This window comes from Ruegeria sp. BC5, from assembly GCF_056539205.1.
The window spans coordinates 108,049-134,512 of record NZ_JBQFUN010000007.1 but is presented as its reverse complement, the minus strand read 5'-3'; the positions used below and the strand labels follow the sequence as shown (position 1 = coordinate 134,512).

The following is a 26,464-nucleotide window of genomic DNA, read 5'->3' as shown; positions in this document are numbered from 1 at the left end:
CTGCTTGGTCTTTCGCAGCAATACCAGAACAAACCTCTATCGCATAGAGTGCACAGGAACTTTGAACTTTAGGAGCAATGCCATGTACGACTTGGCCGTAATGTGGGAGTGGATCGCCTTTTCTGTCCGCTGGCTGCATGTGATCACCGCGATGGCGTGGATTGGCGCGTCATTCTATTTTATCGCGCTGGACCTCATGCTTAAGCCAAACCCTGCCCTACCGGACGGGGCTTATGGCGAGGAATGGGAAGTACATGGCGGCGGGTTCTATCACACCGTCAAATACCTTGTGGCGCCTGCCCGGATGCCCGAACATCTGACCTGGCACAAATGGCAGAGCTATACGACCTGGCTATCTGGAGCGGCCCTTCTGATGATCATCTACTGGGTCGGCGGTGAGCTGTTCCTGCTTGATCCAACCAAGGTGGATTTGGCGCTGTGGCAAGGCATCCTGATCTCTGGCGGTTCGCTGACTATCGGATGGTTGCTGTACGATCAGATGTGCAAGTCCAAGCTCAGCGACCACCCGACCGTGTTGATGCTGTTGCTGTTCGTGATCCTGGTGATCATGTCTTGGGGTTATAACCAGATCTTCACTGGCCGCGCTGCGCTTTTGCACCTTGGTGCGTTCACGGCAACGATCATGACGGCCAACGTGTTTTTTCAGATCATGCCGAACCAGCGGATCGTGGTCGAAGACCTCAAGGCCGGTCGGACGCCCGACGCGAAATACGGCAAGATCGCCAAGGTGCGTTCGACGCACAACAACTATCTGACCTTGCCGGTCGTTTTCCTGATGCTGTCGAACCACTACCCGCTGGCTTTCGGAACCGAGTATTCGTGGATCATTGCCAGCCTGATCTTCCTGACAGGCGTGACCATCCGGCATTACTTCAACACGATGCACTCAACCGGTACGGGCCCGCACTGGACCTGGGCTGTCACGGTCATTCTCATGGTCATTATCGCTTGGCTGTCTTCGGTCAGGCCAACAGAAACATGGGAAGACGCCGAAGCCCGCGAGCTGACGCCATATGAACAGAAATATGCGTCAGCCGCCGGTTTTGAGGCCGCGTATGACACGGTGCTGGGCAATTGCTCCATGTGTCATGCGCGCGAGCCGGTCTATGGCACAATGAAATGGGCCCCCAAGAAGGTTTACCTTGAAACCCCCGGTGACGTGGCCCGGCAGGCCGACCAGATTTATCTGCAGGCCGGGATCAGCCACGCGATGCCGCCACCATCGGCGGTTCAGATGGATGAAGAAGCACGCCAGACCATTGTTGCGTGGATCAACGAAGTCAGAGATCAATAGCACCAACAGAGAAATTGGTGACAGGCAAACTGGGTTTTCATACCCAGTTTTTTGTTTTTCAGCCCGGCGCGAAAAAGCGTTTGCTGTGCTGCGCGATATGTTCGACGAACAGGCGCACCTTGGGGTCCTGAAGCTTTTTATGCGGATAAAGGCACCCGAAAATCGTCGAAACTGGGGGTGTCTTCGGTAGGACCTCGACCAGTCGACCGCCCTCAAGATAGTCCCGCACGTCAAAGCGTGGTTTGTTAACGATCCCTTTGCCCGCCAGCGCCCAGTCCGTCAGCACGTCCCCATCATCCGCATCGTATTTACCGTGAACTTCCAGCTTTCGCGGTCCCATGTCGGTGTTGAGGGTCCAGAAGTATTCGGGCGATCTGGGATACCGCAGCAAAAGGCAGTTATGGGGCGTATGCAGAAGGTCATCCGGCGTATTGGGCACGCCAAAGTTCGACAGATATTCCGGAGACGCACACAGCACGCGATCGCAATCCGCAAACTTCCGCAGTTTCATGGTGGAATCGCCGGGCTCACCGATAAAGAACGCGATGTCCAATCCGTCGGCCATCATGTCCACCTTGCGGTCCGAAAGACGCATGCGAATCTCTGTTTCGGGGTAGAGTTCCGAGAATTCCGGCACCAGAGGCGCGACGATTCTACGCCCGACACCCAGCGGCGCGGTGATGCGAATGGCACCTCGCGGGGCATCGGAAAAGCTCGCAACGCGCGCTTCGGCGTGATCGATCGCCAGCAGAACGGCTTTGGCCTCATCGTAGAAAACTGATCCGACTTCGGTTGGGGTCATCGACCGGGTCGTTCTGTTGAACAGCCGCACACCCAAATGGTTCTCAAGCTCTTTCAATCGTTTGCTGGCCACCGCCGGGGTTAACCGCAGGTCGCGCCCGCCGGATGTAATGCTGCCCAGCTCCATCACTCTGACAAAAACACGCAGGCTTTCGATGTACGACATTCGATGCTCTCCTTGCGGAAAGACTGCGCCATGGCGTTTTCTTTTTCAACGATCTGTTGAAAGTATTTGCCGTTTCCGGCGATTTTAAGACTCAATCGTTGCGCCTATGGTCCCCCCGATCACCCACCTGAAAGGCAGGGGCATAGGGAGAATACCATGACGCATCGCACCGACATCCAATTTGTCCTGAATGGCAAGGATGTGTCCGTTCCAAACGTATCAGCAGACCAGACGCTTCTGGATTTCCTGCGGTTGGAGCGTCGGCTGACAGGCACAAAAGAAGGCTGCGCCGAGGGCGACTGTGGCGCGTGCACCGTTCTTGTTGGACGGCTTGGCGGTGAAGGTCTGGCCTATGTTCCCGTGAATGCCTGCATCCGGTTTCTTGCCTCGGTCGATGGCTGCCATGTCGTGACGGTTGAACACCTGTCCGGCCCGGACGGTCGTCTGCACCCGGTACAACAGGCGATGATTGATCACCACGGCAGCCAGTGCGGGTTCTGTACGCCGGGCTTCGTCATGGCGCTATATGCACTGTGGATGCAAACGCCCGAGCCGACCAAAGCGCAGGTTGAAACCGCGCTGCAGGGCAACCTGTGTCGCTGCACCGGGTATGAGCCAATCATCCGTGCCGCCGTTGCCGTCAGCCGCTATGGCACCCCGGCATCGGACCACCTGAATACCGAACGTGAAACCATGACCGCACGTCTAGCCGCGCTCAAGGACGATCGGCGCGTTGTATCCGGGCCGGAAGACAACCTGAGCATTATCCCCTCCAGCGTTGATGACCTTGCCGATTGCCTGCAGACCTATCACAAGGCCACGATCGTGGCCGGTGCCACGGATGTGGGTCTTTGGGTCACCAAATTCCTGCGTAACATCGGGCCTGCCATCTTCACCGGTCATCTCGAAGACCTGAAAACAGTCGAAAGACAGGGTTCCCTCCTCCTGATCGGTGCTGGCGCCAGCTACACCGATTGCCAGGAACTTCTGTCTGAACACCTGCCACACCTGTCCTCCTACTGGGATCGCATCGCAGGGTGGCAGGTGCGGAATATGGGAACCGTCGGCGGAAATATCGCCAATGGCTCGCCCATCGGGGATACGCCGCCGGTTCTTATCGCGCTTGGAGCGGAAATCACGCTGCGGCGCGGTTCTGAAAGCCGGACGCTGCCTCTCGCTGAATTCTTCATCGACTACGGAAAGCAAGACCGCCAACCCGATGAGTTCGTCGCAAGCATCCATGTGCCCCTGCCCGGACCCGATGATCTGAATGCAGCCTACAAGATTTCCAAACGTCGTGACGAGGACATCTCCTCGGTCGCTGCTGGCATTCACATGACGGTCACGGACGGCACCATCAGCAATGCGCGCATCGCATTCGGCGGTATGGCTGCCACGCCCAAGCGAGCCGCTGCTGCCGAAGCGGCGCTGAACGGTCAATCCTGGTCGCGGGAAAGCTTTGAGGCCGCCGCCGAGGCGCTGGCTGAAGATTTCAGCCCTCTCACCGATTGGCGCGCATCGTCTGACTACAGAATGCTATCCGCCCAAAACCTGCTGCGTCGCTTCTACCTTGAAAACGACGCCCAAACCGACGCCCCCGTTCAACTGGCTTGCGCCTGATAAGGAGACAAAAAATGAAAGATAACGTTTCCATCACCGGGGCGGCCCACACCAATGTCAAACATGACAGCGCGATCAAGCATGTCACCGGACGGGCCGATTACACCGACGATATTGCCCAGCCCGAAGGCACGCTGCACGCGTATCTCGGCGTCTCGGACGTAGCGCACGCCAAGCTATTGGGCATCGACTTCACCGACGTTCTGGCCACGCCCGGCGTTGTCGGAGTGTTGACCGCGGATGATGTGCCGGGGGCCAATGATATCAGCCCGACCCATCTGAACGATGAACCGGTTTTCCCGACCGATGCCATTCAGTTTCATGGGCAGCCTTTGTTTGCCGTTGTTGCCGAAACCCGCGACATCGCGCGCCGGGCCGCAGAACTGGCAAAAATCAACTACGAAACTCTGCCCCATGCGCTGGACCCGATTGCCGCGCAGGAGGCCGGTTACCCGCATGTCACGGCACCACTCAAGCTGGAGCGCGGAGATGTCGCCCCGGCGCAGGCTACCGCCCCCAACCGGATCAAGGGCCGCATGAGCGTTGGCGGCCAGGATCACATGTACCTCGAGGGTCACATCGCCTTTGCCATTCCGGGCGAAGACGACGATGTGGTCGTGCATTGCTCAACCCAACACCCGTCCGAGGCGCAGCATATGGTGGCGCATGTCCTGGGCGTGCCGTCCAACGCCGTTGTGGTCAACGTGCGCCGTATGGGCGGTGGCTTTGGCGGCAAGGAAAGCCAGATGAACCTGTTCTGCGCGGTTGCTGCCATGGCTGCCAAAAAGTGGAACCGCGCCGTGAAAATCCGCCCCGACCGGGATCAGGACATGACGGCGACCGGCAAACGCCATGACTTTGTGATCGATTATGACGTCGCCTTTGACAATGATGGCCGCATTCAGGCTGTCGAAGGCAGCTTTGCCGCGCGCTGCGGGTTTTCAGCAGACCTTTCGGGGCCCGTGACCGACCGGGCGCTATTTCACGCGGACAACGCCTATTTCTATCCGAACGTGCGCCTGAACAGCCATCCGATGAAAACCAACACGGTTTCGAATACCGCATTCCGTGGGTTTGGCGGCCCCCAAGGCGTGATCGCTGCCGAGCGGATGATCGAAGAGATTGCCTATGCCACCGGGCAAGACCCGCTGGATGTGCGCAAGGTTAATTTCTACGGCACCACGGACCGCAACATCACCCCCTACCACCAAGAGGTCGAAGACAGCATTCTCGACCGGTTAATCGGAGAGCTGGAAGAGACATCGGATTATCGCAAGCGCCGTCAGGAGATCATCGAATTCAACAAGACGTCGCCGATCCTGAAAAAAGGCATCGCGCTGACACCAGTCAAATTCGGCATTTCCTTTACAGCGACTTGGTACAATCAGGCTGGCGCACTGGTGCATGTCTACAATGACGGTTCGATCCACCTAAACCACGGTGGCACCGAAATGGGGCAAGGCCTGAACACCAAGGTCGCGCAGGTCGTGGCCGAAGCCTTTCAGGTCGATTTCAGCCGGATCAAGATCACCAAAACGACCACCGAGAAGGTTCCCAACACCTCAGCCACGGCTGCCTCGAGCGGGACTGATCTGAACGGCATGGCTGCGTTGAACGCGGTCGAGCAGATCAAAGCGCGCCTGGTGAAATTCGCCGCTGAGAACTGGGATGTTACACCCGAGAACGTGGCCTTCCACGCCAATCAAGTGCATATCGGCGACGAAGTTCTGCCTTTCGACACGTTCATCAAACAGGCCTATCTAGCACGTGTGCAACTTTCGGCGGCCGGGTTCTACAAGACGCCGAAAATCCACTGGGATCGGGCCAAAGGACAAGGCCGCCCGTTCTACTATTACTCCTATGGCGCGTCCTGTTCGGAAGTGACAATTGACACCCTGACTGGTGAGTACCGGGTAGAGCGTACTGATCTTTTGCACGACGTTGGACGCTCGTTGAACCCTGTGCTGGACAAGGGCCAGGTCGAAGGCGCGTTTATTCAGGGCATGGGGTGGCTGACCACCGAAGAGCTTTGGTGGGACGACGCGGGCCGTCTGCGCACCCATGCGCCGTCTACCTACAAAATTCCGCTCGCGTCCGACCGTCCGCGCATCTTCAATGTGAACCTCGCCGACTGGTCGGAAAACCGCGAGCTGACCATCAAACGCTCCAAAGCTGTCGGAGAACCGCCGTTCATGCTGGGCATTTCGGTGTTCGAGGCGCTGTCGATGGCCGTGGCCTCTGTCGCTGATTACCGCGAATGCCCGCGCCTTGACGCGCCAGCCACCCCCGAACGTGTGCTAATGGCAGTTGCGCGGCTGCAAGCGGGGCCCTGAGCCATGACTGCCCCCGGTTCCCTTAGCGAATTCCTGTCCACGCAGCACAGCGTGATCCGCGTAGCGCTGACACGCGTGCGCGGGTCGTCGCCGCGCAACGAAGGGACCGAGATGTTCGTGGCACCCGGGGCACTGTGGGGAACCATCGGTGGTGGCCAATTGGAGTTCATGGCCATCAACGCCGCCCGCGACATGCTGCGCGACGGGGTGTTGCATCAGGATCTGGATGTGCCGCTTGGCCCGGAAATCGGCCAGTGCTGCGGTGGGCGGGTCGAGATGAAACTGACCCGCATGCGTGCGTCCGACAAATGGGCCGCCGCAGAACGCGCGACCCAGCGCGACGAGGCTTTGCCACACGTCTATGTCATGGGCGCAGGTCACGTGGGGCGCGCTTTGGCCAATCAGTTTCAGCATCTGCCGGTGCGCTGCATCCTCGTCGACACCCGACCCGAAGAGGTCGAGCTTTGCACAGCCAATGTCGAAACCCGCGTCAGCGCGATCCCCGAGACGGATATCTGGGGTGCGCCTGCGGGCAGCGCCTTTATCGTTCTGACTCACGATCATGGATTGGATTTCCTGCTGACATCCGCCGCACTGGAACGTCAGGACGCCGCTTATGTGGGGATGATCGGGTCCGCCACCAAGCGGGTAAAGCTCAGGAACTGGGCGCACAAACACTGTGACGGACAGTCTATCGAACACTTGAAATGCCCTATCGGGGCAAGCGGTAGCCGCGACAAGCGGCCCAGCGTCATCGCCACCTTCGTGGTGGCCGAGGTGATGGCTGAATTGACCTCTGAAACTGCCGCGACCGCCCCGACCGGGGCAAACCAGGCGCCCCTGCGGGGCCACCATCACGACCGGAAAGGGAGATCGGCCTGACATCTGTCGGGCCATTCCGGTCACATCAGAGGAGGAGACCGTCATGGACGGGAGGACCTACGAATACAAGCTGTTTACCCGCAGCGACTTCAGCGCTTTCTGGGCGCTGTTTACTGACAACCTCGTGAATCTGCTTATCCTTTCCGGGGTCTGCCAGTTCGTGTTTCAGATGCCCGCCGAAATCGTGTTTGGCCGCATTGTTCCCGGTGCCGCCGTCGCGATTTTGGCCGGTGTTGCCGTTTATACGTACCTCGCCAAATGGGCCGCAAACAAACGGGGTGAAGACGTCACCGCCTTGCCCTACGGCATCTCGACGCCGGTTATGTTCGTCTACTTGTTCGGTGTGATCGGACCCATCTACTGGGCAACCAATGATCCCATGCTGGCATGGCAAGTGGGCATCGGCGCCGGGTTCATGGGCGGCATCGTTGCGGCCTTGGGTGCCATTGTCGGGCCTTATCTGAAGCGGATCACGCCGCGCGCCGGGATGCTGGGCACGCTGTGCGGTATTGCGCTGGTCTTTATCGGTTCCGTTCCGTTGGCCGAGGTGTTCGAAAACCCCATCATCGGCTTCACGTCGCTGCTGTTTATCCTATGGGGTCTGATCGGGCGTTTTCGCCTGCCGGGCAATGTTCCGGCCGGTCTGGTGGCGATTGCTGCCGGTACGGTGATTGCTATCATCCTTGGTGAATCCAAAATCGACGTCAGCGGCATCGGCTTTTACCCGCCGGTCCCCTATTTCGGTGACCTCATCGCCGGTGTGCAATACCTGTTTGCCAACCCCGAGCTGTTCCTGGTGCTGATCCCGGTACAGATCTACAACTTCATCGAAACCATGAACAACGTGGAATCGGCCGAGGCTGCAGGCGACCACTACCCGGTTGGACTGTGCCAAGTAACGGACGGCGCAGGCACAATGTTGGGTGCGCTTTTTGGTTCGCCCTTCCCGACAACCGTTTACATCGGGCACCCTGCCTACAAGCGGCTTGATGCACATGCCGGTTACATCGTTGGTGTGGCTGTTGTGATCGCTGCCGCCGCTTTCCTGGGCTTCTTGTCCTTCCTTGCGGGCCTGATCCCGATTGCCGCCGCGGCTCCGGTCCTGGTCTTTGTTTCGGTCAGCCTGATCACCAACACGGCCTGGGCTGTAAAGCCGATGCACATGGCTGCCGTGTCCTTTGCGATCCTGCCTCACATCTCGGCCTTCCTGATGGTCAAGTGGGGGTCTCTGATGAACGCTCTGCGCAGCACCGGTGTCGAGGGACTGCCCTCGCTGGGTGACGAAGGCCTGACCGCAGCACTACTGATGGAAGGGGCCCATTACGAAGGACACCTTGCCCTGAGCCAAGGTGCGATCATCACGGGTCTGGTCTGGGGTGCCATTGTGGCCGACGTAATCGACGGTCGGTTCCGGATGGCGGGCGCGTTTGCTGTCGCTGGTGGGCTGATGTCCTCTGTCGGGATCATCCATTCCTACACGTTGCAGGTGCCTCAGTTCGACGGGATCACCATTGGTTACTTGATCATCGGCGCGTTCCTTTACGTCTATCCGATGTTCGCACCCAAAGAGGATCTTGAGCATCGTGTGATCGTACCGGATGAGCCTGATCTGATCGACGACGACTCACCTGCACAACAGGCCTAATCCATAGCGGGGCAGTCACAGGGCTGCCCCCTACTCTTTCCCTATCCTACAAACGAGACCTTTCATGACACAGAGATTGCTTCGCGGTCGTCTGCTGACCTTTCATCGCGAACCCCTAAGCGGCGAAGATTCCGGCGCGTATACCTATCTTGAGGACGGCGCCCTGCTGATCCAGGACGGAATCATTCAGGATACCGGACCCTTCGCCGAGATCAGCGAGAAAGCCGGGGATGTGCCTGTGACAGACCATCGCCCACACCTTATGATGGCCGGGTTTATCGACACGCATATTCACTTCCCCCAAGTGCAGGTGATCGCCTCATGGGGCGCACAGCTTTTGGACTGGCTCAACAATTACACCTTCCCGGAAGAAACCCGTTTTGCCTCGGATGCACACAGCGCGAACATGGCCCGGGCATTCTACGATCAGCTCGTCACGCATGGCACCACGACCGCGGTGGCCTATTGCTCGGTCCACAAAACCTCGGCGGATGCGTTTTTTACTGAAGCGACCAGACGAAACATGCGCATGCTTGGCGGTAAGGTCCTGATGGACCGCAATGCGCCAGAAGGTCTGCAGGACACGCCGCAAACCGGGTACGATGACACCAAGGCGCTGATTGCGGACTGGCATGGCAAGGGCCGCAACGGCTATGTCATCACACCTCGGTTCGCGATCACATCGACGCCGGAACAGATGGCCATGGCGCAGTCCTTGGCGCAGGAGCATCCGGATTGTCACATCCAGACGCATCTGTCGGAAAACAAAGATGAGATTGCCTTTACCAAGCAGCTTTATCCGCAGGCGCGCGATTATCTGGATGTCTACCAATCCTTTGGTCTGCTGGGGCAAAAGACTCTGTTGGGGCACTCGATCCATCTGGAGGCACGCGAGATCGACGCGCTTGCAGAAACCGGTGCACATCCCGTGTTTTGCCCGACCTCGAACCTGTTCCTGGGCAGCGGCCTCTTTGATCATGGCGGGCTGAGCGCGCGCGGTATCTCGAACGGGATCGCAACGGATGTCGGTGCTGGCACCAGCTACTCGATGCTGCAAACCTTGAACGAAGGGTACAAGATTCTGCAATTGCAAGGGCTGGCTCTGCATCCCCTGCAGGCCTTCCACTGGGCTACGCGCGGTAATGCCTGCGTTCTGGGTCTGGAAGACAAAATCGGAAACCTCGACCCCGGAACCGAGGCGGATGTCGTTGTTCTGAACGCCCGCAGCACCCCCGCCATGGCCCTGCGTATGGATCGCGTTGGCAGTCTTGCAGAAGAATTGTTCGTCCTGCAGATGATGGGAGACGATCGCGCTGTTGAAGAGGTCTATGTATCAGGTACGCCCAGCAAGTCTGTGACCGGCCAAACCTCCGAAACCAACTTTGTGTTCGATCCCGCGTAAATGATAACTGACCTGTGTTTGGCCGTTCCGTGACCGGTTAACGGCCAAGCATTTCACCGAACTGCCGGTGCAGCCCGGTGCGGCCCGGCGCAACTAACGATCCTTTCCGCTTTCCATCATTACTAACCGAGATCGGGTTTTCACCGCTCTCAGTTCGAAAAATAAATTGTCATGGTTGACAAAGTATATTTCTCGATTATTTGTCATTCGTGACAATAAACGAGATCCTGATGCCCAGACCTTCTCTAAAAGACCAAAGATCGCACGAAATACTCGACGCCTATCTAACCTGCGTGGCGCGGTTCGGGCTGGAAGGCGCGACCCAGGCGCGGATCGCCGATGAAGCCGGCGTCAAGCGACCGCTCTTACGCCATTACCTTGGAAACAAGGACGAAATGATAACCGCGCTGGCCGAATACGTGATTGCCGGATTTACCGCGTCATTGGACGGTTTGCGTCAGGCTTTGCCAGACACGGCGACACCTTCGGACCTGGTGGACACCTTGTTTTCCGAAGATAGCGGAACCGATCCACGGCTGATGCTGGCCTATCAGGCACTGGTCACCACAGTGCCCGATCGCCCCGATCTGCGCCAAGGTCTGATGGACAGCCTCACAGATTTCTTCGACGTGGTCGAAGCAATCCTGCGGCGCGCGGCACCAATGGCACCAGACGCAAGCATACGCGCAGCAACACAGGGCATTTCGGCAATCTTTGTCAGTATGGACGCCCTGTCCCCGCTGGACCCGCCCGAAGCATGGCGCGCCGAATTGAAACTGGCCGCCTCTCTACTGGCATCGACACTGGAGGCTAAAGTATGACCCCGACGCGAACGGTGAACTACATTGCCCTGCCCATCCTGCTGGTGGCCACTGTGCTTGGTCTCTACTGGGTTTGGGGGCTGCTCTTTGTCTGGTGGATCGTCCCAACCATCATGAACGGACAAGCCTTTCTGGTGTTCGAAATTAACCGCGACGATGACCCGGTTCTGTACTGGGCCATCGTCTGCCTCTGGGCTGTGCTGGGTCTGATGATGATCGCCGCCAGCCTGTTTCCCCAATATGCCCATCTTCTTGCCTGAGGTACTCTGATGACCAAAATGTATCACCATCTACCGGTTGAAGCTTACACCTCGCAGGACTGGTTCGACCGCGAACAGCGCCAGATCTTCTCGCGCACTTGGCGTTTTGCCGGGCTGGTCGAAGATATCGAAGGACCGGGCCATTACCTGTCGGTTCAGGCCGGGCTGAACAATCTGTTCATCGTCATGGGGCGCGATCACCGGCTGCGCGCCTTTCACAACATCTGCCGGCATCGGGGTACCCAGTTGATCCGCGCGGTCGGCAAGACACAAAAAGCGCTGACCTGCCCTTATCACGACTGGACCTATGATCTTGAGGGCAACTTGATCTCGGTCCCGGATGAGGCCTCTGAATTTCCCGGCGGCGTCGACAAATCCTGCCTTGGCCTCAAACCGGCCAGCGTGGATGTCTGGCGCGGGATGCTGTTCGTGCATCCGGACCCTGACGCCCCCACCCTTGCCGAATGGTTCGGAGAGGTCGATCCCCTGTTGGGCCCGCACAAGCCCGAGGAACTGGTCGAGTATACCGACGGGCGCAACAGCTATGAAATCAAGGCCAATTGGAAGATCGTTGTCGAGAATTACATCGACGTCTACCACTTGAGCCATCTGCATTCGAATACGCTGCATATGTATGACCATGCCAAGGCGGAATACGGATGGAAGGGGCCGCATTACCACTTTTGGGAACCCCCGTCCGAGGCCTACGCGAAGGACCACGAAGCCAAACTTCCGATGCCGCGTGTGATCGCTGAACTTCATACCGGTGCGTGGGTTCCTATGCTGTTTCCCGGCATTGGTATCGGGGCCAGCGAAGAAAGCTGGAATCTGTTCATCATCACACCGTTGGCCCCCGATCTGACACGGATCGAGAACCGCACAAAGGTTGCCAACGCTTCGAACTGGGAGTTCCAGAAGCAACAGTGGAAAAGCGCGGGCTTTTGGAGGGATTTTGGCGGCCCAAAATATCAAGGCGACGATGCAGCAGGCGCAGATGATCCGATGGCATCGGGCGATTTCACGACCGAAGATATCTATGCCTGCGAACAGCAACAGAAATCGCTGAAAAGTCCGTATCTGGAAATCGGCCCCGCTGGGATTGGCGAAAGCCCGATCACGCAGCACCAGAAAGTGGTGCTGGATTTCATGCAAGACAGCTGAATGCCCTGGAGATTGATCATGAAACCAATCCAAGCCACCCTGATCGGAGTTGCGCTTGCATCGGCTCTGGTGCTGACGGCGCAAGCTGACGCACCGGAAGACATTGCCGCGCGTATCCTACAAGCGCAGGATGAACAAAGCCTGCTTGCCACCTGGAGCGATTGGCACCCCGATGCCACGCATCAGATCATCCTCAAATACGGGATGGGGCAGCCGGACGACGTGTTCTCGTACCGTGTCGGGGATGACACCGACGCGGAAGACCCCGAGATCGCGAAGGCGTTGGAAGGTTACTCAGAAACAGCCCGATCAGCGCCCGTGATTTCATCGCACACCGAGGATGGCGTGTCGCACGTCACCGCCGTGACCGATGTCGATTATGATTGGCAGGGATACAGCGGCAGAATGCGTCAGACAGACAACTTTGTCTTTGCGCCTTATCTTGGCGGGACGGTGATCCAGTCCTTGACCACGACCTATGATTACCGATGACGGGACCTTGTTATGCAACGTGACTTTCATACCCTGACCGTGTCCGACACTCGCCGAGAGATCGGCGGCGCGGCCACCAGTGTAACTTTCGACGTCCCGCCCGATCTGACCGATCTGTTTCAATGGACGGCCGGGCAACATCTGACGCTCAGGTTTCAGATTGCCGGTGCGGAGCAAAGGCGCAGCTATACCATCTCCAACCCGCCGGGATCTGCGCTACGCATCACGGTCAAGCGCGTAAAGGATGGGATCGTTTCCAACCACATAGGCGACACCCTGTCGCCCGGTGACACGGTCGAAGTTATGCCCCCATTCGGGCATTTCACATTACAGACCGGGGCCCTGAAACGCCGCACCCACTATTTCTTTGGAGCCGGCAGCGGTATCACGCCGCTTTACGCGATGATCAATTCCGTTCTGACCGATGAACCCCATTCTTCGGCCCATCTGGTCTTTGGCAATGCCAATGCGAACAGCATCATTTTCCAGGATGAGCTTGAGCAGTTGCTGGAACAACATCCGAACCAGTTCACCCTACGCCATGTCCTGTCGCACCCCTCCATGCTCAGCTGGTTTTCACCGTGGCGCACAGGGCGGTTGGACGCAGATGTCATTCAGGCGGCAATCACTGAAACGCCTCCGGTGGCGCAAGACACTCACTATTGGATCTGCGGCCCCGGCAGTATGAATACGGATATCCGGGCGGCGCTGCGGAATCTGGATGTGCCAGACGATCGCATCCACATGGAAAGCTTCGGCGGAGACGCCCAAGACGACCTGAGCGAACCCGGCATGGCCGCAACCGCCCGGATCAGGCTTGACGGCAAGGTCTCGGAGGTGCCTGTTGCTGCTGGGCAAACCCTCCTTGACGCGGCGATTGCAGCCGGTCTGAACCCACCGTTCAGCTGCCAATCCGGTGTGTGTGGTGCCTGCGTTGCCCAGCTTGAGGACGGCGCCGTTCATATGCGCAATCGGATGGCTCTGGAGGATCGTGACGTCGAGAAGGGGTTGATCCTGTGTTGTCAAAGCGTCGCAACACAAAAGGAGCTGTCCCTGCGGTTCGAAGATTAGGTTATGTCAGGGCGTTTTGACATAACCCACCTTACTTGAACGTCAGATCAGGTGCGCCGCGCGTGACGTTTTGTGTGCGGCTTTTACCAGCTTGATCAACCCGCACGGCCAGCTTTTCGGCCGTCGGGAATCGTTCGAAATATGCAAAGTGGATGGCCTCAATCACGTCGATATTCTTGCACCTTATCAGGTATTCAGCTTGAAATTCGTTTGTGTCATCACCATCCGTCCGCGTGGTGTCTGTGTCTTGCCCCAAACCTATGGCCGAAAGTGTGACATTGGCCATCGCGGCAAAACACTCGGCCTCTTCGGGCACAACAAACAACTCCAGAGGTTTGGACAGGTCGGAAATGGCGACGGCAATAGAGTCCCGCCCTTCATCGTTTTGTGCAGGCTTCTCGGTGCCAAGAATGCCGGCGGCGGGGACTGCCAGTGACAAGGTGAACTCGGCCCCGGAAACCACAATGTCCAGATCACCCGCGGCATGATCCTGCGCGACAGCGGTATGAGCCTGCGACACAAAAACCGCAGAGATCAGGATCAGGGCGAAAGCTGCGCTTTTCATAAACAGGCACCACTAAACAAAGAATCACCCGGATTATTCTAATATGTTTCAAATCCCGTGCAATCTTGGCCCCACGCATCGCGCCCCACCAATATTGGGGAGTATCGGGGTGACCAATATTATCCGACTATAAAACTCAGGTTGACATAGGTGACTAATTCACTCAGTTAATACATCATACGCGCCACATAACCGGCGTATGAAAACCTTTTTCTGACTGGAAAGTGTCACCCCCATGACCCGATTTTTCACCGCCACCAGCATCCTTACAATTGGTGCTGCCTCCGCAGCTTTTGCAGCTGACGCACCCTCGAAAGCCGAAGTTCTGAATACCTACGCAAACATCGCCGAAGCCAAATATGACGATAGCTTGATCGCTGCCAAAGTGCTGCAAGAGGCCGTAAACGCGCTGATGGCCGACCCATCCGATGCCACCCTGAACGCGGCCCGCGCCGCCTGGGTCGCCGCCCGTGTGCCCTATCAACAGACCGAGGTTTACCGTTTTGGAAACGCTATCGTTGATGACTGGGAAGGCAAAGTGAACGCCTGGCCGCTGGACGAAGGCCTGATTGATTATGTCGATGCCTCCTATAGCGGACCCACTGATGAAAACGAGTTTGCCGCGCTGAATGTGATCGCCAATCCAAGCTTTGAGTTGTCGGGCGAGGCCATCGACGCCAGCGAAATCACCCCCAATCTGCTGGGCGAAACCCTGCACGAGGCTGACGGGATCGAGGCAAACGTCGCCACCGGTTACCACGCCATCGAATTCCTGCTTTGGGGTCAGGACCTGAACGGTCACGGCGCGGGCGCGGGCAATCGCCCGTATACCGATTATGTTCAAGGTAACGCCTGCACCGGCGGCAACTGTGATCGCCGCGCCCAGTATCTGAGCGCCGCGACCGCCCTGCTGGTCAGCGACCTGGAATGGATGGCCGCACAATGGGCCGAAGGTGGTGAGGCGCGCGCTGCACTGAACGCGAATGAAACCGCTGGCGTCAGCGCGATCCTAACCGGCATGGGCTCGCTGTCCTATGGCGAGCAAGCAGGTGAACGTATGCGCCTTGGCTTGATGCTGAACGACCCCGAGGAAGAGCATGATTGCTTCTCGGACAACACCCACAACAGCCACTATTACGACGGCTTGGGCATTCAGAACGTGTATCTGGGCAGCTATACCCGCATCGACGGCACCCCGGTTTCGGGCGCTTCGCTGTCGGACTTGGTGATCTCGTCCGATCCGTCGCTGGACGCCGAGATGAAGGTCAAGCTGGCCAATACCATGCAGGCCCTGGGCCGTCTGAAGTCGACCGCCGAGGCCGGTTTCGCCTATGACCAGATGCTGGAACGCGGCAATGAGGGCGGCGAGCAACTGATCATGGGCGGCGTCAACGGTCTGGTCGATCAGACCAAAACGATCGAGCGTATCGTGACCGCTCTGGAACTGGATCAGATCGAGTTCGAAGGCTCCGACAGCCTAGATAACCCTGACGCGGTTTTCCACTAAGCAAACCCCGGATCTGGGGCGTGCGCAAATTCACGCCCCCGGCTTTCCTGTCACGCAAAATTGTGACTTGCAGCTGGACCCGAAACAAATAACTTACTAATTAAGTAAGAAATCTATCGAGCACAGATTCGCTATGATCGTATGTCACTGCACAAATATAACTGACCATGATATCCGCGCCGCGATCGATTGGATGCGGACAGCAGATGCACACACGATCATCACCCCCGGCAAGGTCTACCACGCCCTTGGAAAATCGGCGGATTGTGGCGGCTGCATGCCGCTTTTTCTGGACACAATGCGATCGAACGATAATCTGGAAGTCCCCATGCAGCTCCGTGCCCTACGCACCAGAGCAACTCAGGAGAAAGCAGATGAAGGGCAACCCCAAGGTAATAGAATACCTCAACAAATCTCTGCGGCATGAGCTGACAGCCGTCAGCCAATACTGGCTCCATTACCGACTGCAGGAAGATTGGGGCCTTGGCCACATGGCCAAGAAAAGCCGTGAAGAATCCATCGAAGAGATGGGGCATGCCGACAAGCTGATCGAACGGATCATCTTTCTGGAAGGCCATCCCAACCTGCAGAAACTGGACCCGCTGAGAATTGGTCAGAACCCCAAGGAAACACTGGAATGCGACCTGGCAGCCGAGCAGGACGCGCGCGCGTTGTACGTAGAAGCGCGGGATTACTGTAGAGAAGCACAAGACTATGCCTCTATGTCGCTGTTCGAAGAATTGATCCGCGATGAAGAAAGTCATATCGACTTTTTGGAAACGCAGCTCGACCTGTACGAAAGGATTGGCGACGCCAATTATGCGCAACTCAACGCATCGAAAATGGACGAGGGCGAGTAGCCTTTTCATCCTGTCGGTGGTCGCCCTTGCGGCCACCCAAACCCCAGCCGCCGAGCTGCGGGACTATCACCTGAATTTCGAAACTAGAACCGAGGATGAGCGTGCGCGCATCGCCCGTGTCACCGCTGCGCCCACCGATTTCAGCACGCCCCAAAGGTTCGAGGACTTGCCCGCCGGTGCCGCCACCGTTCGCGCCCGCGCCGACGCTGATGCATTTTCGCAGCCCTCGGGCAACCTGAGCTTTGAGCAAGAGCTGGACTTTAAGGTTGGAAACGGACTGTTCAAGAAAATCTGGGTGTCTTCTCCGGCCTCAACTCTGGCCTCGGATGGGCTGGGACCGCTGTACAACGCCCGCTCGTGCCAGCGCTGCCATATCAAGGACGGGCGCGGGCACACGCCCAACGGTCCGGATGACAATGCAATTTCGATGTTCCTGCGGGTCTCGATCCCCGGTGGCGGTGGGTATGACGAGATCGAGGATTACATCGCCACCCAGCCCGAACCAAATTACGGGGGCCAGATGCAGGATTTGGCACTGCCCGGTCATCCGGCTGAATATCGTCTGGATATCACTTACAAAGACGTCCCGGTCACTTTGTCAGATGGCGAAACCGTCACTTTACGCAAACCGACCTACGCGGCGGCTGACCTTGGATACGGGCCGCTGCATCCAGAGGCGATGCTCAGTCCACGTGTGGCGCCGCAAATGATCGGCCTTGGATTGCTCGAAGCGATCCCGGTCGCGGATCTGCTGGCCAACGCTGATCCCGACGATGCCGATGGGGATGGGATTTCCGGGCGTCCCAATATCGTCTGGGCGATGGAATATGGCGCCCCGATGATGGGTCGGTTCGGGCACAAGGCCGGGATGCCCACGATCATGGAACAATCGGCGGCGGCCTTTGCCGGTGATATCGGCATATCAAGCCCACTTTACCCCGCCAGCCAAGGCGATTGCACCGATGCTCAGATTGGTTGTGCGACCGCCCCGCACGGGGACGGTGACGTGCGCGAGTTCGAGATCGACCAGATCGGAATGGACCTTGTTGCCTTTTACAGCCGCAACCTGGGCGTTCCCGCCCGGCGGGACATGGACGACCCTCAGGTGCTGCACGGTAAGCAGGTGTTTTACGACACTGGCTGCGCGTCCTGCCACACGCCTGCCTTTGTCACCCATCGCATGTCAGACCGGCCCGAACAGAGTTTTCAGCTGATCTGGCCTTACTCCGACCTGTTGCTGCACGATATGGGCGAAGAGCTGGCTGATAACCGCCCCGAGGGTCGCGCCACAGGGCGCGAATGGCGCACGCCACCGCTTTGGGGCGTTGGGCTGACTGAACAGGTTTCGGGCCACACCCAGTTCCTGCATGATGGTCGCGCGCAATCCTTGCTGGAAGCCATCCTCTGGCATGGGGGTGAGGCACAGGCAGCCCGCGATACGGTCGTGGCCATGCCCAAACCCGACCGCGATGCCCTGATCCATTTTCTGGAAAGCCTCTGACACATGCGTATCCTTGTTGCTGCTGTCGCATTGACGCTGCCCCTAACTGCGCTGGCGCAGGACCGTGAGCCGATCTTGTCGGATGCGGTCGAAGGGCACATCCTTCCCGGCTTTGCCGCACTGGCTGAAACGACCGGGGTGTTGGCCCAAACAGCACAAACCGATTGCACCCAAACCTCGCCCGAATTGCGGGGCGCCTATCACGCGGCCTTTGACGACTGGATTTCGGTCAGCCATCTGCGCTTTGGCCCGTCCGAGGTGAACGACCGCGCCTTTGCGCTGGCCTTCTGGCCCGACACCAAAGGGTTCACCCCCAAAGCACTGTCCAGCCTGATCGCGACCGAGGATGCGGCTGTGGAAAACCCCGAAGGTTTTGCCGAGACATCCGTCGCCGGGCGTGGCTTTTTTGCGTTAGAGCAGATGCTTTATGAGCCCAATTTTGCTGATCAGGGCAGCGCCACATATCGCTGCGCGTTGATATGGGCCATCACCACCGATATCGTCAGCAATGCCCGCGCGATAAACGCAGATTGGGGCGGCTATGCAACCGCCCTAACCCAACCGGGCGACGACAGCCCCTATCGGTCCGACGATGAGGCCATGCAAGAGCTTTACAAGGCGTTGGTGACCGGACTTGAATTCACTGGCGACACCCGCCTTGGTCGTCCGATGGGCACCTTCGACCGCCCGCGCCCCAACCGGGCCGAGGCACGCCGTTCGGAACGCGCGCTTCGTCATGTGGAACTGTCCCTGATCGCCCTGCGCGATCTGGCTGCGCACCTGTCAACGGACCACCCCAAGATTGCCGCCGATCTGGACAGCGCCTTTGACAAGGCCATCATCCGCGCGCAATCGCTGGACGACCCGGTGCTGGCCGGGGTCGCCACTCCGCAGGGCCGCCTTAGGGTCGAGGCGTTGCAGCAAGCCATCAACGATATCCGTGCGATTGCCTCGGCCGAGCTGGGTCCGACGCTAGGCATCAGCGCCGGGTTCAATTCACTGGACGGGGACTGACCTGTTGCCCAGCCGTCGTCATTTTCTGGCCGGTCTGGCCGCGACCAGCCTTTCGCCGTTACAAGGCTGGGCCGCAATTGGTTCGCCCGACTATCTCGCCGCTGCCCTGTTCCCGGATGGCAGCTATCGACTAGCCGGGCTGGATACGGGTGGAAACATCCTGTTTTCCATACCTCTACCTGCGCGCGGCCACGCGGCAGCAGCCCATCCGCACCGCGCACAGGCCGTGGCTTTTGCCCGTCGTCCCGGCACCTTTGCGGTGGTCATCGATTGCGCCACAGGCACCGAAGTCACCCGACTTAACGCCCCACACGGTCGCCATTTCTATGGCCATGGCGTCTTTTCCCCCGACGGCACTCGTCTGTTCACAACTGAAAACGACTACGATTCCGGAGACGGCATGATTGGCGTCTGGAACACAGACAGCTACACCCGCATAGGCGAGTTCACTTCGGGCGGGATCGGTCCGCATGACATGCGATTGATGCCCGATGGTCAGACGCTGGTCATCGCCAATGGCGGCATCGAAACCCACCCCGAGACAGGGCGCACCAAGCTGAACCTGCCAACCATGCAGCCGCAGCTGACCTATCTGGATTTGTCCGGCACGGTTTTGGAACAGATGGAACTGCCACGCGCGCTGCATAAGAATTCGATCCGCCATTTGGCTGTACGGCACGACGGTTTGGTGGCATTTGCGATGCAGTGGCAGGGGGACAAGGTGCATCACCCCCCTCTGCTGGGCCTACATCGTCGGGGCGAAGCACCGCGTTTGCTTTCAGCGCCTGATGCCGCGCAAAGCACGTTGCAAGGCTACGCGGGCAGTGTCGCCTTTGCCGGGGATGAAACCACGGTTGCCATCACCTGCCCACGCGGCAACGCCTTGCACCGGTTCGACGTCGCGAATGGCCAACTGAACGGGGATTTCCCGTTGGAAGACGTCTGTGGCCTTGGCTCCGGCCCCAAAGGGTTCGTTTTCACCACCGGCACCGGGATAGTCGGAGAACTGACATCCACCCCCCGCATTTCAGCCCGGCCGGACTGTCATTGGGACAATCACCTGATCCCAATTCGCAAGCCTGCATAAACTCGGCAAATCCCCCCACATAGATTACACTTGGAAGAATCAAAATGCTGCCGTATTGGCGGGCGCTAAACCGGCACTTTAACCGCAAGGACTGACCTGATTGAAACAGACGCCCGACGCACCGCATTCCATCTACGGGGTAGAGAAATGGGGCAAAGGCCTCATTGAGGTGACGGAACAGGGCGAGATCGGTCTGCGCAATCCCCTGATGCCCGAGGCGGCGGCAATCAGCCTGCCAGGTATCCTGCATGATCTGGACGAACGCGGTATTAAGGCACCGATGTTGCTGCGCATCAGTTCGTATCTGGAAAACGAGATCGCGCATATCAACGAAAGTTTTCGCGATGCGATTGCACGTGTCGGCTACAAAGGCAGCTATCGCGGCGTATTCCCGATCAAAGTGAACCAGCAGGCCCAGGTGGTCGACCGGATCGTCGAGTTCGGTAAAAAGTATAACTATGGGCTCGAGGCTGGCTCCAAGCCCGAACTGGTTGTCGCACTGGCGCACCGTCTGGCCCGCGAGGCGCTGATTGTCTGCAATGGCGTCAAGGATGCCGAGTTCATCCAACTGGCCATTCTCAGTCGTAAGATCGGCTTCAACACGGTCATCGTTCTGGAAAGCCCGAAGGAGGCGGACACGGTGATCGAGGTCTATAACGAACTGGGCATCGAACCCCTGATTGGTGTGCGGGTCAAACTGACCAATCAGATCAGCGGCAAGTGGGAAGAAAGCTCGGGCGACCGGTCTGCTTTTGGCATGAACACTGACCAACTGGTCGCCACGGTGGACAAGCTGAAAGCGGCAGGTTTGCTGCATTGTTTGAAGCTGCAACATTCACACCTGGGCTCTCAGGTGCAGGACGTCAACGACGTGCGCCGCGCCGTTGGCGAGGCCTGCCGGTACTACACCGAACTGACGCGCGAGGGCGTGCCGTTGACCCATCTGGACCTCGGTGGCGGCATGGGCGTGGATTATACCGGTGAGAAAAAGGCTGCCGAGAACTCGATCAACTACACGGTCGAAGAATACTGCGCCAACGTGGTTGAAACCGTGGCCTACGCGATGGACGAGGCCGAGGTCGAACATCCAACGCTGGTGACCGAGAGCGGGCGCGCCGTGGTGGCGACGTCGTCGATGCTGGTGTTCAATGTGCTGGAAAGCACCTTGTATGACGCACCGAACGGCCCCGAGGTCGAAGCGGACGATCACCATCTGGTCTCAGACCTTGCCGCGATCAACGGGTACCTCAGTACCGAGCGTTTGCAAGAATGCTGGAACGACGCAAATTTTTACCGCAACGAGCTGCGCGCGTTGTTCCGCCGCGGCTATGTCGACCTGCGCCAGATGGCCCGCGCCGAACGCATCTATTTATCGCTGATGGCCCGCCTCAAGGCGCTGGCAGCAAGCGATGATTTGGAAACGGATGTGGACGACCAACTGGAAAAAGTGGCCGATATCTACCACTGCAACTTCTCGCTGTTCCAGTCGCTGCCCGATGTCTGGGCCATTGACCAGCTGCACCCGATCGTCCCGCTGCAGGGACTGAACCAGACACCCGATCGCCGCGCGGTCCTATCCGACATCACTTGCGACAGTGATGGCAAGATCGACCGGTTTATTCTGGCTGACGGCGTCTCACCCAGCTTGCCAGTGCATTCTCTGCCTGAAGATCAGGAATACCTGATGGGCGTCTTCTTTGTCGGGGCATATCAGGAAACACTGGGCGATCTGCACAACTTGTTCGGGGACACCAATGTCGTAACCATCGACCTGCGCGCTGACGGTGGCTTTGACCTGCTGCACGAACAAGAGGGCGACACCATCAGCCAGGTCCTGTCCTATGTCGAGTTCGACCCCAATGATTGCGTCGCCGCCTTCCGCAAAATGGTGGACGAGGCGATCTCGACCGGTACTCTGATGGCCAAGGACCGCAAAACCCTGATGAGCGCCTATCGCGACTCGATCAACGGCTACACCTATTACGAATAACCCCAGAGAGGAGATTACCCCCATGGGAACTTTGAGTGGCAAAACACTGGTTGTCGGCGCGGGCGGCGTATCCCACGCCGCCGTGCACAAGATGGCAATGAATTCGGACATCTTCACCGAAATCACTCTGGCCAGCCGGACCAAATCGAAATGCGACGCCATCGCCAAAGCGGTGAAAGACCGCGTGGGTGTTGATATCGCCACGGCCGAGTTGGATGCCTACAAAGTCGAAGACACCGTCAAGCTGATCAAGGAAACCGGGGCCGAACTACTCGTGAACCTCGCCCTGCCCTATCAGGATCTGGTGCTGATGGACGCCTGCCTTGAGGCCGGGATCCACTACCTCGACACAGCGAACTATGAGCCCGAGGATGAGGCCAAGTTCGAATACCACTGGCAATGGGCCTATCAGGAGCGGTTCAAAGAGGCTGGGCTGACCGCCATTCTTGGATCGGGCTTCGATCCGGGCGTGACCAGCGTCTTTGCCAAATGGCTTAAGAAACACAAGCTGGACACCATCCGCCAGATCGACGTTCTGGATGCCAATGGCGGCTCGAACGATCAGGAGTTCGCCACCAACTTCAACCCCGAGATCAACCTGCGTGAAGTGCTGGCCGAAGTGCGCCATTGGGAAAACGGCGAATGGCACCATAGCCCGGCGCTGACCAACAAAGTCGAATACGACTTTCCTGCCATCGGGCGGAAAAACATGTACCAGATGTACCATGAGGAACTGGAATCGCTCTCAACCCATTTCCCCGAGATCGAGCGCGCCCGATTCTGGATGACGTTTGGCGACGCCTATATCAAACACGCGACCGTACTGCAGAACGTCGGCATGACACGCATCGATCCGGTCATGCATGACGGCAAGGAAATCATCCCGATCCAATTCCTGAAAACTCTGCTGCCCGATCCCGGCGATCTGGGTGCCGAAACCAAAGGCAAGGCCTGCATCGGCGACATCGCTACCGGTCAGGCCAAGGACGGCTCGGGTGAGAAGACCTATTACATCTACAACATCTGCGATCACGAGGAATGCTATGCTGAGGTCGGCAGCCAGGCTGTCAGCTACACCACCGGCGTCCCTGCCATGATCGGCGCGGCGCAGGTGATCAAAGGCAACTGGTCCGAGCCCGGCGTGTGGAACATGGAACAGCTTGACCCCGACAACTTCATGGACATGCTGAATGAGCATGGCCTGCCTTGGCAAGTCCACGAACTCGACGGCCCGGTCGAGTTCTAAGTCCACTCATTTCATCTTTTGCCAAATACTCCGGGGGTCCGGGGGCGGAACCCCCGGCCTCTCCACCACAAGGAAACGCCGGACATGTCCGACATGATGACCACACAGGCTGGCGACGCCGGAGCCTTCCGCAATTTCGACCTGAACCGTGTGCCAACCCCCTGCTTTGTGGTCGATGAAAAAGCGGTCGAGCGAAACCTGACCATCCTCTCCGTTATCGGCACCCTGTCCGGCGCGCATGTCCTTTCGGCGCTCAAAGCGTTTTCCATGTTCTCGTTGGCCCCACTGGTGCGCCAGCACCTCGGTGGCACCTGCGCCAGCGGCATTTACGAGGCCCGGTTAGGCCGCGAAGAATATGGCGGCGAAGTCGCCACTTTCTGCGCCGGGTACAAAGATGCCGACATGGACGAAATCCTGTCGCTGTCCGACCACATCATCTTTAACAGCCCGGCACAAAAGGACCGGTTTTTGGCCAAAGCACAGGCCGCAAACGTGCAGGTTGGGTTGCGCATCAACCCCGAGCATTCCGAAGGCGAGATTGCCAAATACGACCCCTGCGCGCCCTGTTCACGTCTGGGTACCCCGATTAGCCAGTTGACCGCCGAGACCATGAACGGCATCGATGGCCTACATATGCACACACTCTGCGAACAGGGGTTCGATCCCTTGCAGCGGACATGGGCCGCCGTAGAACCAAAAATTGCGCCCTATATCAATCAACTCAAATGGCTGAACTTTGGTGGTGGCCACCACATAACGCGCGACGACTATGACCGTGAGGGACTGGTGGGCTTCATCAAGAGCATCCGCGAAACCTATGGCATCGACGTTTACCTTGAACCCGGCGAGGCTGTCGCTCTGGATGCAGGTATTCTGGTCGGCGAAATCCTCGACCTGCCCACCAACGGAATGAACCTTGCCATCACCGATATCTCGGCCACCTGTCACATGCCTGACGTGATCGAAGCCCCTTATCGCCCCGCGCTGATGGACGAGGCCGAGGCAGGTCACACCTACCGTCTGGGCGGCCCGTCCTGTTTGGCCGGTGACGTGATCGGAGACTACACATGGGACAAACCGCTGGAGATCGGCCAGCGTTTTGCCTTCCTTGATCAGGCGCATTACTCAATGGTGAAAACCAACACGTTCAATGGCGTACCCCTGCCCACCATCGCCCTGTGGAACAGCGAAACGGGCGAGTTGAAGATCATCAAACAGTTCGGCTATGACGACTTTAAGGACCGACTCTCATGAGCATTTTCCTCGACAGTGAACTGACCGCAACTGAGCGCACCGAAGATGCCCGGTTCCGCGTGATCCCGGTACCGCTGGAGCGCACGGTATCTTACGGTTCGGGAACGGCCAAAGGCCCCGAGGCCATCATTGAGGCCAGCAATGAGCTGGAACGTACCACCGGCCACGCCGAGCCCTGCGTCGAGGGGATTTTCACCGAAGAGCCCGTAGATTGCGATGCGTCCCTGTCCGAGATCATGGAGCGCCTTGCCCAGCGCACCGAGGCCGCCATCCGCGCGGGCAAGGTGCCGGTCACTTTGGGGGGCGAACATTCGCTGAGTTACGGCGCTGTGATGGGTGTGGCTCGCGCCTTGGGTCAACCCATAGGCATTGTCCAGATCGATGCCCATGCCGACCTGCGCAATGCCTATCAGGGGGAAAAACACTCCCACGCATCGGTCATGCATCTGCTCGCTGAAGAAGGTATCCGATTGGCCCAGTTTGGCGTGCGCGCCCTTTCGACCGAAGAAGTGCAAAGCCGCCTGAAAAATCACGTTTTCCACGTGGATGCTGAGGAATTGGTCACCGGTAATATCCACGCCGTCGACCTGCCCGAGGGTTTTCCTGAGCTGGTCTACGTCAGTTTTGACGTGGACGGGCTGGATCCCGCCATCATGCCCGCCACCGGGACACCGGTGCCCGGCGGGCTGGGCTACTATCAAGCGCTGCGGTTGGTCGAACATACCATGAAAGGCCGCAAATGCGTGGGCTTCGACGTGGTCGAACTGGCCCCCAATGGCAATGCCGCCTGGGACTTTACCGCAGCGCAGATCGTCTATCGCCTGATGGCTGCCTGTTAACCCTCGGCGGTCTCGTTCAACTCCATGTGCCCCTCACCCTTGTTCAGGACACGACGCAACATGGGTTCGAAGAACTCCAGCGGTTTGGTCGGGTAATCCGGGTCGAACGCCTTTTGGTCGTATTCATGGCAGAAATAGCGGCAGTCCTCCCAATAAGGGCTGTCGCGATACTTGTCGCGGGCGTTGCGGTCGCCTCCTAGATGATGGTTGTAATAATACCCCTGAAACACACAGTGATGTTTGAGAATCCAATAAGTTTTCTCACTGACATAGGGCTTCATCATCGCCGCTGACAGCTCACCATGGTTATAGGGTGACAGAATATCGCCGGTGTCGTGGATCAGTGCTGCGACCACGATTTCCTCGTCCGCGCCGTCTTCAAAAGCGCGCGTCGCGGCCTGCAGGCTGTGCTGATAGCGGTTCACGGGATAGGGCGTCCAGTCTTCGTCCAGCGACCGGATCGCGTCCAGAATCCGGTCAGGCAAAGCGGCATTGTATGCCTCTTCATACTCCATGACGGCGTCCCAGTCGGCCTTGGTGGCCTCTTCGAAACTGGTCCAGGTGGGTTTGTGGCTTTTGTCCAGCATGGCGCGGTCCTTTGGCTGATCTGTTGGAATTCAGAGTAACGCATC

At 58.3% G+C, this 26,464-nt stretch carries 24 protein-coding genes; 21 read left to right on the top strand and 3 right to left on the bottom strand.

The features are described from left to right. The first annotated feature begins 82 nt into the window (after positions 1-82). Positions 83-1,315, top strand: a complete 1,233-nt coding sequence (locus ACR0LY_RS15840; protein WP_170350889.1) for a urate hydroxylase PuuD — start codon at positions 83-85, stop codon at positions 1,313-1,315. 58 nt (positions 1,316-1,373) lie between these two features. Here the strand turns inward: ACR0LY_RS15840 and ACR0LY_RS15835 are convergent, their stop codons facing one another. Further along, entirely contained in the window at positions 1,374-2,282 is a 909-nt protein-coding gene (locus tag ACR0LY_RS15835; RefSeq protein ID WP_170350888.1) for a LysR family transcriptional regulator, read from the bottom strand. 156 nt (positions 2,283-2,438) lie between these two features. On the opposite strand from ACR0LY_RS15835, the gene xdhA reads away from it, so the two are divergent. The 10 genes from xdhA (at position 2,439) to ACR0LY_RS15785 (ending at position 13,969) form a co-directional block, all read left to right on the top strand. Further along, entirely contained in the window at positions 2,439-3,902 is a 1,464-nt protein-coding gene (gene xdhA, locus ACR0LY_RS15830) for a xanthine dehydrogenase small subunit (RefSeq protein WP_170350887.1), read from the top strand. Between the two features lie 14 nt (positions 3,903-3,916). Further along, on the top strand, positions 3,917-6,235 hold the full coding sequence (gene xdhB, locus ACR0LY_RS15825; RefSeq protein WP_170350886.1) for a xanthine dehydrogenase molybdopterin binding subunit: 2,319 nt from the start codon (positions 3,917-3,919) through the stop codon (positions 6,233-6,235). A gap of 3 nt (positions 6,236-6,238) precedes the next feature. Next, on the top strand, positions 6,239-7,117 hold the full coding sequence (gene xdhC / locus ACR0LY_RS15820; RefSeq protein ID WP_170350885.1) for a xanthine dehydrogenase accessory protein XdhC: 879 nt from the start codon (positions 6,239-6,241) through the stop codon (positions 7,115-7,117). Positions 7,118-7,160: 43 nt separating this feature from the next. Continuing rightward, positions 7,161-8,762: a xanthine/uracil/vitamin C permease gene (locus ACR0LY_RS15815; RefSeq protein WP_170350884.1), complete on the top strand. Its 1,602-nt coding sequence runs from the start codon at positions 7,161-7,163 to the stop codon at positions 8,760-8,762. Between the two features lie 64 nt (positions 8,763-8,826). Beyond that, complete coding sequence (guaD, locus tag ACR0LY_RS15810) at positions 8,827-10,164, top strand: guanine deaminase (protein ID WP_170350883.1); 1,338 nt, start codon at positions 8,827-8,829, stop codon at positions 10,162-10,164. Between the two features lie 230 nt (positions 10,165-10,394). Beyond that, positions 10,395-10,985 (top strand): TetR/AcrR family transcriptional regulator, encoded by a 591-nt coding sequence (locus ACR0LY_RS15805; RefSeq protein WP_170350882.1) that lies wholly within the window; start codon positions 10,395-10,397, stop codon positions 10,983-10,985. Then, positions 10,982-11,245, top strand: coding sequence for a hypothetical protein (locus ACR0LY_RS15800; RefSeq protein WP_170350881.1), 264 nt, complete (start codon positions 10,982-10,984; stop codon positions 11,243-11,245). The genes ACR0LY_RS15805 and ACR0LY_RS15800 overlap by 4 nt, the downstream gene beginning before the upstream one ends. 9 nt (positions 11,246-11,254) lie before the next feature. Then, positions 11,255-12,406 carry an aromatic ring-hydroxylating oxygenase subunit alpha gene (locus tag ACR0LY_RS15795; protein ID WP_170350880.1) on the top strand — a complete coding sequence of 384 codons (1,152 nt, stop codon included), beginning with the start codon at positions 11,255-11,257 and terminating at the stop codon, positions 12,404-12,406. A gap of 18 nt (positions 12,407-12,424) precedes the next feature. Beyond that, positions 12,425-12,898 carry a hypothetical protein gene (locus ACR0LY_RS15790; protein WP_170350879.1) on the top strand — a complete coding sequence of 158 codons (474 nt, stop codon included), beginning with the start codon at positions 12,425-12,427 and terminating at the stop codon, positions 12,896-12,898. Positions 12,899-12,910: 12 nt separating this feature from the next. Next, positions 12,911-13,969, top strand: coding sequence for a ferredoxin--NADP reductase (locus ACR0LY_RS15785; RefSeq protein WP_170350878.1), 1,059 nt, complete (start codon positions 12,911-12,913; stop codon positions 13,967-13,969). Between the two features lie 31 nt (positions 13,970-14,000). On the opposite strand, the gene ACR0LY_RS15780 is transcribed toward ACR0LY_RS15785, so the two are convergent. Continuing rightward, entirely contained in the window at positions 14,001-14,534 is a 534-nt protein-coding gene (locus ACR0LY_RS15780; protein ID WP_170350877.1) for a ZrgA family zinc uptake protein, read from the bottom strand. A 235-nt stretch (positions 14,535-14,769) separates the two neighbouring features. Here ACR0LY_RS15780 and ACR0LY_RS15775 point away from each other — a divergent pair, with 235 nt between their 5' ends. The 10 genes from ACR0LY_RS15775 (at position 14,770) to speB (ending at position 25,832) form a co-directional block, all read left to right on the top strand. After that, a complete protein-coding gene (locus ACR0LY_RS15775; RefSeq protein ID WP_170350876.1) occupies positions 14,770-16,041 on the top strand; it encodes an imelysin family protein in 1,272 nt (423 codons plus the stop codon). Positions 16,042-16,174: 133 nt separating this feature from the next. Beyond that, positions 16,175-16,468, top strand: a complete 294-nt coding sequence (locus ACR0LY_RS15770; protein WP_170350875.1) for a (2Fe-2S)-binding protein — start codon at positions 16,175-16,177, stop codon at positions 16,466-16,468. Next, on the top strand, positions 16,416-16,901 hold the full coding sequence (bfr, locus tag ACR0LY_RS15765; protein ID WP_170350874.1) for a bacterioferritin: 486 nt from the start codon (positions 16,416-16,418) through the stop codon (positions 16,899-16,901). Before ACR0LY_RS15770 ends, bfr begins: the two co-directional genes overlap by 53 nt. Before the next feature lie 16 nt (positions 16,902-16,917). After that, positions 16,918-18,402: a di-heme oxidoreductase family protein gene (locus ACR0LY_RS15760; protein ID WP_480641125.1), complete on the top strand. Its 1,485-nt coding sequence runs from the start codon at positions 16,918-16,920 to the stop codon at positions 18,400-18,402. 3 nt (positions 18,403-18,405) lie between these two features. After that, positions 18,406-19,416 carry an imelysin family protein gene (locus ACR0LY_RS15755; protein ID WP_170350872.1) on the top strand — a complete coding sequence of 337 codons (1,011 nt, stop codon included), beginning with the start codon at positions 18,406-18,408 and terminating at the stop codon, positions 19,414-19,416. 4 nt (positions 19,417-19,420) lie between these two features. Next, the gene (locus tag ACR0LY_RS15750; protein WP_170350871.1) at positions 19,421-20,503 is read left to right on the top strand and encodes a DUF1513 domain-containing protein; all 1,083 of its coding nucleotides are present in this window, start codon (positions 19,421-19,423) and stop codon (positions 20,501-20,503) included. 100 nt (positions 20,504-20,603) lie between these two features. Continuing rightward, a complete protein-coding gene (gene speA, locus ACR0LY_RS15745) occupies positions 20,604-22,493 on the top strand; it encodes a biosynthetic arginine decarboxylase (RefSeq protein ID WP_170350870.1) in 1,890 nt (629 codons plus the stop codon). A 22-nt stretch (positions 22,494-22,515) separates the two neighbouring features. Next, positions 22,516-23,739, top strand: a complete 1,224-nt coding sequence (locus ACR0LY_RS15740) for a saccharopine dehydrogenase family protein (protein WP_170350869.1) — start codon at positions 22,516-22,518, stop codon at positions 23,737-23,739. Between the two features lie 84 nt (positions 23,740-23,823). Next, positions 23,824-24,993 (top strand): carboxynorspermidine decarboxylase, encoded by a 1,170-nt coding sequence (nspC, locus tag ACR0LY_RS15735; protein ID WP_170350868.1) that lies wholly within the window; start codon positions 23,824-23,826, stop codon positions 24,991-24,993. After that, positions 24,990-25,832, top strand: coding sequence for an agmatinase (gene speB, locus ACR0LY_RS15730; protein WP_170350867.1), 843 nt, complete (start codon positions 24,990-24,992; stop codon positions 25,830-25,832). Before nspC ends, speB begins: the two co-directional genes overlap by 4 nt. Here speB and ACR0LY_RS15725 read toward each other — a convergent pair. Next, the gene (locus ACR0LY_RS15725; protein WP_170350866.1) at positions 25,829-26,419 is read right to left on the bottom strand and encodes an HD domain-containing protein; all 591 of its coding nucleotides are present in this window, start codon (positions 26,417-26,419) and stop codon (positions 25,829-25,831) included. The two genes, speB and ACR0LY_RS15725, sit on opposite strands and share 4 nt — an antisense overlap. Between the last annotated feature and the right edge of the window lie 45 nt (positions 26,420-26,464).